This window comes from Sedimentitalea sp. XS_ASV28 (assembly GCF_041224545.1).
GTDB lineage: Bacteria > Pseudomonadota > Alphaproteobacteria > Rhodobacterales > Rhodobacteraceae > Sedimentitalea.
Window position 1 is genome coordinate 57532 of sequence record NZ_JBGFGP010000130.1, and the last position, 11221, is coordinate 68752.

11 protein-coding genes are annotated in these 11221 nt (G+C 59.8%); 5 read left to right on the forward strand and 6 right to left on the reverse strand.

The genetic code is table 11. The features are described from left to right. Positions 1–12 precede the first annotated feature (12 nt). Both AB9K34_RS11305 and AB9K34_RS11310 read right to left on the reverse strand, forming a co-directional pair. Positions 13–1299, reverse strand: a complete 1287-nt coding sequence (locus AB9K34_RS11305; RefSeq protein ID WP_369954530.1) for a homoserine dehydrogenase — start codon at positions 1297–1299, stop codon at positions 13–15. A gap of 78 nt (positions 1300–1377) precedes the next feature. Further along, on the reverse strand, positions 1378–1653 hold the full coding sequence (locus AB9K34_RS11310) for a hypothetical protein (RefSeq protein ID WP_369954531.1): 276 nt from the start codon (positions 1651–1653) through the stop codon (positions 1378–1380). Between the two features lie 136 nt (positions 1654–1789). Between AB9K34_RS11310 and AB9K34_RS11315 the strand changes: the two genes are divergently transcribed. Then, on the forward strand, positions 1790–2377 hold the full coding sequence (locus AB9K34_RS11315; protein WP_369954532.1) for a TetR/AcrR family transcriptional regulator: 588 nt from the start codon (positions 1790–1792) through the stop codon (positions 2375–2377). 41 nt (positions 2378–2418) lie between these two features. On the opposite strand, the gene AB9K34_RS11320 is transcribed toward AB9K34_RS11315, so the two are convergent. Next, positions 2419–3330, reverse strand: a complete 912-nt coding sequence (locus tag AB9K34_RS11320) for a pirin family protein (RefSeq protein WP_369954533.1) — start codon at positions 3328–3330, stop codon at positions 2419–2421. Positions 3331–3514: 184 nt separating this feature from the next. On the opposite strand from AB9K34_RS11320, the gene AB9K34_RS11325 reads away from it, so the two are divergent. Together AB9K34_RS11325 and AB9K34_RS11330 are read left to right on the forward strand one after the other, a co-directional pair. Beyond that, on the forward strand, positions 3515–4465 hold the full coding sequence (locus AB9K34_RS11325; RefSeq protein WP_369954534.1) for an NAD(P)-dependent oxidoreductase: 951 nt from the start codon (positions 3515–3517) through the stop codon (positions 4463–4465). 66 nt (positions 4466–4531) lie between these two features. Beyond that, positions 4532–5005 carry a hypothetical protein gene (locus AB9K34_RS11330; RefSeq protein WP_369954536.1) on the forward strand — a complete coding sequence of 158 codons (474 nt, stop codon included), beginning with the start codon at positions 4532–4534 and terminating at the stop codon, positions 5003–5005. A gap of 26 nt (positions 5006–5031) precedes the next feature. On the opposite strand, the gene AB9K34_RS11335 is transcribed toward AB9K34_RS11330, so the two are convergent. From AB9K34_RS11335 to AB9K34_RS11345, 3 genes are read right to left on the reverse strand one after another with little or no spacing between them, the layout of a single operon-like run. Further along, complete coding sequence (locus AB9K34_RS11335) at positions 5032–5598, reverse strand: TadE/TadG family type IV pilus assembly protein (RefSeq protein WP_369954537.1); 567 nt, start codon at positions 5596–5598, stop codon at positions 5032–5034. 3 nt (positions 5599–5601) lie between these two features. Continuing rightward, complete coding sequence (locus AB9K34_RS11340; RefSeq protein WP_369954538.1) at positions 5602–6141, reverse strand: TadE/TadG family type IV pilus assembly protein; 540 nt, start codon at positions 6139–6141, stop codon at positions 5602–5604. Then, a complete protein-coding gene (locus AB9K34_RS11345) occupies positions 6138–7907 on the reverse strand; it encodes a pilus assembly protein (RefSeq protein WP_369954539.1) in 1770 nt (589 codons plus the stop codon). The genes AB9K34_RS11340 and AB9K34_RS11345 overlap by 4 nt, the downstream gene beginning before the upstream one ends. Before the next feature lie 303 nt (positions 7908–8210). Between AB9K34_RS11345 and AB9K34_RS11350 the strand changes: the two genes are divergently transcribed. Continuing rightward, on the forward strand, positions 8211–9641 hold the full coding sequence (locus AB9K34_RS11350; protein WP_369954540.1) for a Glu/Leu/Phe/Val dehydrogenase: 1431 nt from the start codon (positions 8211–8213) through the stop codon (positions 9639–9641). A 281-nt stretch (positions 9642–9922) separates the two neighbouring features. Continuing rightward, positions 9923–11176: a sarcosine oxidase subunit beta family protein gene (locus AB9K34_RS11355; RefSeq protein WP_369954542.1), complete on the forward strand. Its 1254-nt coding sequence runs from the start codon at positions 9923–9925 to the stop codon at positions 11174–11176. The last annotated feature ends 45 nt before the right edge of the window (positions 11177–11221 follow it).

Genomic DNA, 11221 nt, shown 5'->3' on the forward strand with positions numbered 1-11221 from the left:
TTTTACAAGATATCATACGCTCTCGATGCGCAACGCAACCGGGGGTGCGGCGATGACATCGGTTTTTTGCATTTCGGCGAGCGCATCATCCAGTGCCGCGCGTGTCGTCTTGTGCGTCACGATCAGTACGGGCGCCGTCGCGTCGGAATGCCCGTACTGCCGCATCCGGTCGATCGAAACGCCGGCATTGCCGAGAATCGTCGCGACCTTGGCCAGCGCGCCGGGCTTGTCCAGAAGCGCCGTGCGCAGGTAGTAGGGCGCAGGAAGCACCGCCCGCGCCGAGGGCGCATCGGCAAGCGTTTTCGCAGGCTGGCCGAAGGTCGGCAACCGCAGACCCCGCGCGAGGTCACAGACATCCCCCATGACCGCGCTTGCGGTCGGACCCTCGCCGGCACCGGGCCCGCGCAGCACGATCTGTTCCACCGCATCGCCTTCGATGACGATCATATTGGTGCCGCCTTCGAGCTGTCCGAGCGGTGAAGAGGCCGGAACCAGACACGGTTGCATGCGTTGTTCCAGCCCGCGACCGGTGCGCTGCGCGACGCCGAGCAGCTTGATCCGATACCCCATGTCGGCGGCCTGTCGGATATCTTCGATGGTGACCCGCTGGATGCCTTCGAGTTCGATCCCGTCGAAATCCGGCTTGGTCCCGAACGCGATCGAGGACAGGATCGCCAGCTTGTGCCCGGCGTCGATCCCGCCGACATCGAGGTTCGGATCCGCTTCGAGATAACCGAGGTCGCTGGCCTCCTGAAAAACCTCTTCATAGGGCAGTCCCGCGTTTTCCATGCGGGTTAGAATATAGTTGCAGGTGCCGTTCATGACGCCCATCACGCGAGTGATTTCATTTGCCGCCAACCCTTCGGTCAGCGCCTTGATCACCGGAATGCCACCGGCGACCGCCGCCTCGAACCGGATGACACGACCCAGCGTTTCGGCCTGTTCGGCCAGCGCCTGACCATGGATTGCCAGCATCGCCTTGTTGGCGGTGACGACATCCTTGCCCGCATCCAACGCCGCTTCGGTAGAGTCCTTGGCGGGCCCGTCGGTGCCGCCCATCAGTTCGACGAACACATCCACATCGTCGCGTCGTGCCAATGCGACCGGGTCACTCTCCCACGCATAGTTGCCCAGGTTGACGCCACGATCCCTGGCGGCGTCGCGTGCCGACACCGCGCTGATCCGGATGTCGCGCCCGGTGCGGGCAGACAACAACGCCGCCTGACTGCGAATGATCCTGACGACGCCAACGCCAACGGTGCCCAAACCGGCAATTCCCAGCCGCAGAGGTGCTGTCATGAACCTGTCCCTTGTTGTTGTTTCTCGCGGTGCTCTAGCGGGTTCGGCGCAGGGGCGCAACGTGACAGATGCAGACGATTATTCCTGCACGCCGGCCTGCATGCGTGTCCGGGTTTCCTCGTCCACCACCGGACGGTCGTTCAGCCGGCGGGCACGGTCCTGCAAATTGGCCAGCCGACCTTGCAGATCCTGCTGAACGTCCTTGCTGCGCTCTTGCGGATCGGGCAGCGGCACGAGCAGGGTTTCGATGGGCGCCAGCGCCGGGTAGTCGGCGTTCTCGAGATCGTCCGATATGGTTTCATCCAGCTGCGGAACCTGGGCGCACCCGACCAGCAGAAGTGCAGGCAGAAGCATCCGTATATAGGTCCTGCGGGGGGGCAACGGCATCCGTACCTCTTGCATCACGATATATATAGTCGGTCATGCCCTTTTGGCAGTGACAGCGCAAGCGGGGGTTTTATCTGAACAAATGTTCAGATACATTCGGATCATGGCACGTACCACCGGTTCGCATTCCGACATTACCGGACCGCGCATTCGCGAGGTTGCGATGCGGCTGTTTGCTCAACACGGCTATGCGGCTGTGTCGATGCGCCAGATCGCGGCGGGGGTCGGGGTGCAGGCGGGCGCCTTGTACAATTACACACCGGACAAGCAGGGCCTGCTCTTCGGGCTGATGCGCGAGCACATGGACGAACTGCTCGCTGCCCGTGCCGAACGCGACGTGCCGGATGATCCGCTTGCCCAGCTTGAGGATTTCACGCGCTTTCATATCGCGTTCCATATGGAGCGCGCGGATGAGGTCTTCGTGTCCTACATGGAATTGCGCAACCTCGATGCCGAGAACTTTGCAACCATCGAGACCCTGCGCCGACGATACGAAGACGAACTTGAGGCGATCCTGCGACGCGGCGTGGCCGCAGGTGTTTTTTCGGTCCCGGACAGCAAGATTGCGACGCTGGCCCTGATCGCCATGCTGACCGGGGTCAACACGTGGTACCGGACGGGTGGACGTCTTTCGGTGCGCGAGGTCGAGACGATCTATTGGGACATGGTGCGCAAGGCGGTTGCGCCCTGACGTGAAATCAGGGCGCATATCCAGTTGTTTGTGGCGGAATATTAATGCGCTGGTTTAACGAAATTTCCGTTGCGCAGATCTGCCATCGCCTGGCGCAGTTCCTCGTTGGTATTCATCACGATCGGTCCGTGCCAGGCGACCGGTTCGGCAATCGGAGCACCTGAGATCAGCAGAAACCGAACGCCTTCGGGGCCTGCCTGAACGGTGATTTCGTCACCGGTTCCGAACCGGACCAATGTGCGGTCACCGGACAGATCGCGGATATTCACCTCTTGGCCCGCCACCTCTTTCTCCAGAAGGACACCGGTCGGAGCGGACGCATCGGCAAAGGCCGCAGCGCCCTCGAACACATAGGCAAAGGCCCGACGATAGGTATCGATATGGAAGGTCTTGCGCACCCCCGCCGGAACCGACACATCAAGATATTGCGGATCGGCGGCAATGCCATCGACCGGACCGCTCTTGCCCCAGAAGTTTCCGACGATTACCCGGACACGCGTTCCGTCATCGTCGATCACCTCCGGGATATCCGCCGCGGTCACATCCTGATACCGCGGTGCGGTCATCTTCTGCGCTGCGGGCAGGTTTCCCCAGAGCTGGAATCCGTGCATCTGTCCGGCGGCGTTTCCGTGCGGCATTTCCTGGTGCATGATCCCGGAGCCCGCCGTCATCCATTGCACGTCGCCCGCGCCCAAGGTCCCACTGTTGCCCAGCGAATCGCCGTGGTCGACACTGCCGGACAGAACATAGGTGATGGTTTCGATGCCACGATGAGGGTGCCACGGGAATCCCTTGATGAAATCCTCCGGGCGCTCATTGCGGAAGTCGTCGAATAACAGAAACGGATCGAGTTCGGTCGGATCCTGGAACCCGAATGCACGGTGTAGTTTTACCCCTGCACCCTCCATGGTCGGAACGGCCTTGCGGGTTTCGAGTGTTGGTCTGAGGGACATGGTGTTTCCTCCTGCGCTGAATTGCGTTGGCGTTAACATAGGGAGGCCCGGGGGTGCTTTAAATGACAGGAACGAACGATGTCTGTGCGATGGCGCGCAGATCCTGGAGGTGTCGCAAACGGATCAGATAATGACTGCGGCTCAGGCGAGGCTCGGAAAAAGCCGCATCAGGAGAGATTTTGACATGCGTGTGGGATTCATCGGATTGGGCAATATCGGCGGTAAGCTTGCGGGGTGTCTGCTGCGCAATGGAATTGATCTGTCGGTTCACGATCTTGATTCAAACCGCGTCGGCGTCTTTGTGGCGCGGGGGGCGCAGGCAGGCGGCTGCCCGGCCGCCATGATGCGCGTATGTGACGTGGTCATCACCTGTCTGCCCAGTCCCGTTGCGAGCGACGCGGTGGTGTCCGCCATGCTGGACGAGGTTGTGGCCGGCAAAACCTGGATGGAGATGTCTACCACGGATGAGGCCGAGGTCCGGCGGCTGGGCGATGCCGTGCAGGCGCGGGGTGGGGCGGCGGTGGATTGCCCGGTCTCCGGCGGCTGCCACCGGGCCGATAGCGGCAATATCAGCATTTTTGCCGGCTGCGACCGCGCGACATTCGAACAGGTTCTGCCGTTGCTGACGACAATGGGCCGACGGGTGCTTCACACCGGGGAATTGGGGAGTGCCAGTATTCTCAAGGTCGTCACCAACTATCTGGCCACCGCAAATCTGGTTAGTTGCGCCGAAGCGTTGGTGGTATCCAGGGCTGCGGGGATGGACCTGAACGTGGCTTACGAAGCGATCCGGATCAGTTCGGGAAACAGCTTTGTGCATGAAACCGAAAGCCAGGTGATCCTGAACGGCAGCCGCGATATCTCGTTCACGATGGATCTCGTCGCCAAGGATATCGGCCTGTTTCAACAGGTGGCCGACCGCGCCGGTGTGCCGCTCGACATCAATCCCAGATTGATCGAGATCTTCGCGGACGGGATTGGCCGGTTCGGCCCGCGCGAATTGTCTCCGAATATCATCCGGCGGCTCGAAGAGGTCACCGGGCTTGATATTCGCGCGCCGGGATTTCCATCCGAGATGGTCGATGATGAGCCGGAAGAACCGGGCGCGGAAGTCGTGGTCAAGCGCGGCGCGTAAGACCGGCTGTACATGACGACCCGGACTGCGATATGCGCCGGTCGAAGTCTGGGGCAGGAGCAGTCGATGGAAACGAAGGTTATCGCGGTGATCGAAGCAGGCATGTTGCGGCGGTGGATGGCCGTGGCGACGTTGGTTTGTGTGTCTGCGCTGCTGGTCTATTCCGGCATGGGGGCGGTGGGGTCATCCATGATCCTGCGTGTCTGTGCGGTTGCGGTTGGTGTGGCCACGCTGCTGATCGCGTTGAAACTCTTTCGCGTGACCGCAAACCGTATCGAACTGACCGAGGACGGGCTGCGCGAGAGCAGCGGCATCTCGATCGCTACGCTTGATGAAATCGCATCGGTCGACCGGGGGCTTCTGGCGTTCAAACCGACAAACGGGTTCGTTCTGCGCACCCACGCCCCAACGGTCAGATGCTGGCGGCCGGGGCTGTGGTGGCGGTTCGGGCGACGCGTCGGAATTGGCGGAGTGGTGTCCGGGGCGCAATCGAAGTTCATGGCAGATCGGCTTGCGGAGCTGATGGCGACGAAAAACTGAGGCGTCGTTCGGCAGAGACGACGGGATTATCCCAGGCTGCTCTGTCCGTCCCATTTGATCTGATCGACAAAGCGGGGTCGGGTAAAAACGAAATTCTCGAGCTTCGTTTCGTCCATTCCGATCCGGAAGAGCGGCGTGAACGTGTTTTCCGTTTCGACCAGAATGACGATTTCGTTGTCCGGCATCGCCGGAAGCCGATCGGCAAACTGACCGACGGACCCATCGTCCAACTCGCCGGGGAAGCCGCGATTTGCCGACCAGTTGACGTAATAACGCCGGTCCGATTCATCCCAGCGGATGACCGAGATACGCAGCGAGATATCGCTTGGCGTGTGGGTCATCATGCCGAAAAGTTCATACATGCTGTCGACATAGGCGTCGTTGATATCACTGGTCTCCCGCGAAATCAGATCGCTGATCGTATACGCCGCTTTCAGATTGGCCGTGCTCTGATGATAGCCGTCGAAATAGACATATGTCGCCATGAACGCCCAGAAGACGAATGGCATGGCGAGTATGAACTCGACGGTCACGCTGCCGTGTGTATCGTCCCGGAATTTTCCAATCAGTGTACGAAGGTTCGTCAATTGCATGGCTTACCTCGGCTCCTGCACGAAGGCAGAGGTCGAGACGAGCGCGTACTGCCCGGCGCCATCTCTGGAAATGTTCTTGCCCAGCCCGGTTGTCGGAAACACCGGAGAGATCTTGGCGCAGGCCCGCAGGATCATCAGGTCATTGTCGCCAGCGTCGTTCCTGAAGGTGATCTTGGGCTGCACTTCTCTGGAGGCATCGGTACAGGTCGCTTCGCGCTGCACCCCGGTCCAGTTGCGCGGATCGACCTGGATCAACTCCAGCCTGAGATTGGATCTGCAATTGTTGATAAAGCCCGCCCTGTCGCAGATCAGGTCTTTGATCTGGTCGTGCTGCGGCACCGATCCGGTTCCGAGCCGGATGTCGCGAACCGTCAGGTCCACCGCGCGCTCGAGGCTGGAATGGTTCAGCGTCATGAGACCGAGTTCGATTCCCGACAGCATGAACAGCAGCATCGCAGGGAATGTGATGGCAAACTCGATCGTTGCGTTGCCATTCTCTGCCCGCCAGAAGCGTTTTGCGAGAATCGACGGCCAGCGCCTCACTGGGTCAACCTCAACTTGCGGATCGACGATGCGATGGAGTCAAATGCGATCCGGATCTTTTCTCCGTTCGAGTCGCTTTTCACCTCAAAGAAATGTGAGTCGGAACTTGAGCAATACCGCAGGATATCGGCCCCTGAACTCGGCGCGTCAAAGCCGATGGTGAACACGATGATGTTGTTGTCTTTGGCAATATCGCAGATGCGTTCGGTGCGATCATTCTTGACCCAGTTGCTAACACTGTTGCGAACGTCGTGGAACCATCTCCTGTTGGCGATCGACGAGGAAAGGAAGGGATAGTAATTTTTGAAAAGGTTTGCTCTGAGACTGACATGCGCCCAGAGGTCGGGATAGCTGAGATTGACCGCTGTACCCGGTTCGGATCGCTCGCCGCAGGACAAATTTCCCAGAGAACGCCCGACACAGCCCTGGCTCCGCCCGTCGGCATAATTCGCGCCAAACGGATGATCGGCCCACTTGTTGCCGTCATTCACCAGATTGCCGTCCCGGTCGTAATATTCCTTGTTGTCGTCAGGCCAGAAATAGGCGTCGACTGGCGGATGGTAGATCGAATATGCCTTTGCCGCATCGTTGAAATACACATTCGACGGACCCTCGCGGAAACCGTCATTGATGTAATACTGGTCGGTGTTCTCCCCGTCGGTCATCAGAACGATCACCTTCAGTGTTTCGCCGTCATTGTAGTTTGTCGGCAGGGTGGCCGCCACCTCGGGCACGTCGCCCAGCACGCTGAGCATGCTCATCGCCGGGCGAAGGCTGGGATCGAGCAGAGCGGTGCCCCATTTCATGCCGATATCGATCGAGGTACTGCCGCGGGCGGTGAGGTTCCTGATATAGGCTTTCAGGGCCTCTGGATCGGATTGCATCAGCAGCATCTGGCGATTTTCGTCTGCTTCGCAAACCGGTAGGGAAACCCCGTTGGCGTCATTACCGATCAGGGTGATCCCATCCTCTACCATACCGTCGTATACGAACCACGGATCAAAATGCATGGTGCGTTGGTACGGGCTGGAAAAAGAAAGCGATGCAGTATCGAAATCGGCACTCTGGAAGTTGATGCAATTCGAATATTGCTGCTCGTCAGAGACATTGAACCGGTCCATCAAGCTCTGCGGGACGGAAACCTGCGAGGCATAAGGCACGATCGACATGGTCATTTTGCCTTCGGCGCTGTTGGCGGCCATCGTATCGACGAATTCCTGCGCCGCCGTGATCAGGTTTGGCAAACGGTTACGCTCGTTCATCGAACCGGAAACGTCGAGCACCAGTGAAATCTCGACGCCATCGATGCGTTCTTCTGCGGTTCCGACGGCCGGCGCAACCAATGTATCGACACCGTTCATGTGCATGAATTGTGTGTCGATCTCGGTACTGGCGGTCGCCGAGACCACGCGATAGCCAAGGCCCTGGTCGACCGTCACAGAGGTGAGATAATCACGCAGTCCGGATTTGGCGAAATAATCTTCGACCACCGCGGTCGGATCCATCTGTTGATCGAGATCCGCGGCAGCGAGCACCGCACGGTCCAGTGTCGCCTGAAGTCTGGAACGGTCGCGTTCGAAGCGCATGAAGTCGATACCGATGCCCGCGACCATGAGGATGATGAGAAAGGCATAGAAACCGAAAATCAGCATCGCACCGTCTTCGTCGCGGGCGAACCTGCGCAACATGCGCGCGGGTGGGCAGGCCCTCGCGCCCGAGCGCCTGAGCCGGTTCAGTCTGCTGCTGGTCTCGGCAATGAAACCCATTGTTAAACCTCATCCGCCCGGAATGGGGCATCGGACAATAAATCTTTTATTCTATGGCTGTGGAACATGACGGAAATGGGACGTAAACTGCGCCACATTGCGTATATTACCAACAAATTTACAACAATCCTAATCCCAAATTACCCGGCTGCCCGGCCTGATGGCGCAGCTATTATGGTCGATTTCATACAGGCATGTACAGGATCATGTCAAAAATGTCGCCAAACTTCACCATCTCGTCATAGGTTGGCTTCTAGAACACAGCACATATGAGTCGTTGTGAGCGTTCGGGAGGAGCAACATATGAACCAGAGAAACGAACCGACATTTCGTGAAAGCGTCGATCTGATGTTCAACCGCGCAGTCGCGTTGATGGACCTGCCACCGGGGCTGGAAGAGAAGATCCGTGTGTGCAACGCGACCTATACAGTGCGATTCGGCGTGCGCCTGCGGGGCCAGATACAGACCTTTACCGGATACCGGTCCGTACACTCCGAACATATGGAACCCGTCAAGGGCGGCATCCGTTTTGCGATGGGGGTCAATCAGGACGAGGTCGAGGCGCTGGCGGCTCTGATGACCTACAAATGCGCGCTGGTCGAAACGCCGTTCGGAGGATCGAAGGGCGGATTGAGAATCGATCCGCGCCAGTATGACGAGCACGAGTTGGAGCAGATTACCCGCCGTTTCGCCTATGAACTGGCCAAGCGTGACCTGATCAACCCCAGTCAGAACGTCCCGGCCCCCGACATGGGAACGGGCGAACGTGAAATGGCCTGGATCGCCGATCAATACGCACGGATGAACACGACCGATATCAACGCGCGTGCCTGTGTTACCGGCAAGCCACTGAATGCCGGTGGCATCGCCGGACGCGTCGAGGCGACCGGGCGCGGAGTGCAATATGCCCTGCGCGAGTTTTTCCGGCACCCGGAGGACGTCGCCCGATCCGGTCTTTCCGGTTCGCTGGACGGAAAGAGGGTCATCGTCCAGGGGCTGGGCAATGTGGGCTATCACGCCGCGAAGTTCCTGGCGGAGGAGGACGGCGCCATCATCACCGGCATCATCGAACGGGATGGTGCCCTGTTCAATCCGAATGGTCTGGATGTCGAGGCGGTGTTCAACTGGATTCGCGGGCGCGGCGGGGTGACCGGTTTCCCCGATGCGGCGCATACTGCCGAAGGGGCCGCGGTGCTCGAGGAGGAGTGCGATATCCTGATTCCTGCGGCGCTGGAAGGCGTGATCAACCTGAACAATGCCGAACGGATCAAGGCCCCGTTGATCATCGAGGCCGCAAACGGTCCGATCACGGCGGGCGCCGACGACATCCTGCGCGCCCGCGGAACGGTCATCATCCCCGACATGTATGCCAATGCCGGCGGCGTGACCGTGTCGTATTTCGAGTGGGTCAAGAATCTGAGCCATATCCGGTTTGGCCGCATGCAGCGCCGCCAGGAAGAGGCGCGACACCAGTTGGTCGTGGACGAACTGGAACGGCTCGACCGGTATCTTGGCGACGCCTGGTCGATGTCTCCGGACTTCAAGAAGAAATACCTGCGGGGTGCCGGTGAACTCGAACTCGTACGCTCGGGGCTAGATGACACGATGCGCACCGCCTACCAGTCGATGCATGAGGTCTGGCATGAGAGGGACGACGTGGACGATCTGCGGACCGCGGCCTATCTCGTCTCGATCAACAAGGTGGCGGCAAGCTATCGTGCCAAGGGCCTTTAAAAGAGCATTGTCGGCCCCGTCAGAAACAATTTGCTGTATCTGACGGGGCCGGCTGCCGCGGAGCGTATGGGCGGGTGGTAATATTCACCGGTCAACAACCCCTTATCGCGCCTCGCTGCGGATAGAAGGCGCGACTTGGGAGCGTCGTGTCCGGATAGCATGCCGTGTCGCGATCAGACCAGAATCTGTAGAAATCGGATGGGTTTTCCCGTTTCCCGCTGCTAGGTCTTGGAAAAAGCCGGGCATCATCCGGCCAGATGCCGTTGCAACGGGGAGATCACATGCGCTTTTCCGGATGGAAGGTTCTCAGGGAAGGGCTCACCGGGAACCGGGGATGGTCGCCGCACTGGCGCGATCCCGAGCCAAGGCAGGCGTATGACATCGTCATTATCGGTGGCGGTGGGCATGGGCTGAGCACCGCCTACTACCTTGCGAAAGAGCACGGGCTGACCAATATCGCTGTGCTTGAGAAGAACTATATCGGTGGCGGAAATGTCGGACGCAACACCACCATCGTCCGGGCCAACTATTTCCTGCCGGGCAATTCGGAATTCTACTCTCACGCGCTGAGGCTGTGGGAAGGGTTGGAAGAAGAGCTGAATTACAACGTGATGCATTCGCAGCGCGGCCTGATCAACCTGTTCCATTCCGACGGCCAGCGCGACGCCTTTGCGCGGCGCGGCAACGCGATGATCAACCAGGGCGACGATGCGGTGCTGCTCGATCGGGACGGTGTTCGGCAGTATTTGCCCTATCTGGATTTCGACAACGGCCGGTTCCCGATCTATGGTGGTCTGTTGCATCCGCGTGGGGGCACGGCGCGCCATGACGCGGTGGCCTGGGGGTATGCGCGCGCAGCCGATCAGCGTGGGGTGCATCTGATCCAGAATTGTGAAGTGACGGGCATCGACATCGAAAACGGCAAGGTGCGCGGGGTACAGACCACGCGCGGCGCAATCCGTGCCCGCAAGGTCGGGATCGTGGTTGCCGGTCGCTCCGGCCAGGTCGCGGCCATGGCCGGACTGCGCCTGCCCATCGAGAGCCACGTGTTGCAGGCCTTTGTCACAGAGGGGCTGAAACCGGTGATCGACCATGTGGTCAGTTTTGGCATGGGGCATTTCTATATCAGCCAGTCGGACAAGGGTGGCCTGGTTTTTGGCGGTGATCTCGATTTTTACGCGTCCTATGCGCAGCGGGGCAACCTGCCGATGGTGGAACATGTGATGGAGGCGGGCATGACGCTGATGCCGATGATCGGCAAGGCCAGGGTGCTGCGCAGCTGGGGCGGTATCATGGACATGACGCCCGATGGATCGCCAATCATCGACAAGACCGGCGTTGACGGGCTCTATATCGATTGTGGCTGGTGTTACGGCGGGTTCAAGGCGGTGCCCGCCTCGGGGCATTGTTTTGCGCATCTGATCGCGACCGACCGCCCGCATGGTGCGGCGACGCGGTTCCGGCTCGATCGGTTCCGGACCGGGCGCGGGCTGATGGATGAGGAAGGGACCGGTGCGCAGCACAATCTGCATTAGGCGCGCCCGGACAGGATGGGCGCCTCCGGCGGGAGTATTTCGACA

Bases quoted from the DNA above. Each gene is read 5' to 3' on its own strand.
- AB9K34_RS11305 (WP_369954530.1), bottom strand. From the start codon at position 1,299: ATGACAGCACCTCTGCGGCTGGGAATTGCCGGTTTGGGCACCGTTGGC.
- AB9K34_RS11310 (WP_369954531.1), bottom strand. From the start codon at position 1,653: ATGCTTCTGCCTGCACTTCTGCTGGTCGGGTGCGCCCAGGTTCCGCAG.
- AB9K34_RS11315 (WP_369954532.1), top strand. From the start codon at position 1,790: ATGGCACGTACCACCGGTTCGCATTCCGACATTACCGGACCGCGCATT.
- AB9K34_RS11320 (WP_369954533.1), bottom strand. From the start codon at position 3,330: ATGTCCCTCAGACCAACACTCGAAACCCGCAAGGCCGTTCCGACCATG.
- AB9K34_RS11325 (WP_369954534.1), top strand. From the start codon at position 3,515: ATGCGTGTGGGATTCATCGGATTGGGCAATATCGGCGGTAAGCTTGCG.
- AB9K34_RS11330 (WP_369954536.1), top strand. From the start codon at position 4,532: ATGGAAACGAAGGTTATCGCGGTGATCGAAGCAGGCATGTTGCGGCGG.
- AB9K34_RS11335 (WP_369954537.1), bottom strand. From the start codon at position 5,598: ATGCAATTGACGAACCTTCGTACACTGATTGGAAAATTCCGGGACGAT.
- AB9K34_RS11345 (WP_369954539.1), bottom strand. From the start codon at position 7,907: ATGGGTTTCATTGCCGAGACCAGCAGCAGACTGAACCGGCTCAGGCGC.
- AB9K34_RS11350 (WP_369954540.1), top strand. From the start codon at position 8,211: ATGAACCAGAGAAACGAACCGACATTTCGTGAAAGCGTCGATCTGATG.
- AB9K34_RS11355 (WP_369954542.1), top strand. From the start codon at position 9,923: ATGCGCTTTTCCGGATGGAAGGTTCTCAGGGAAGGGCTCACCGGGAAC.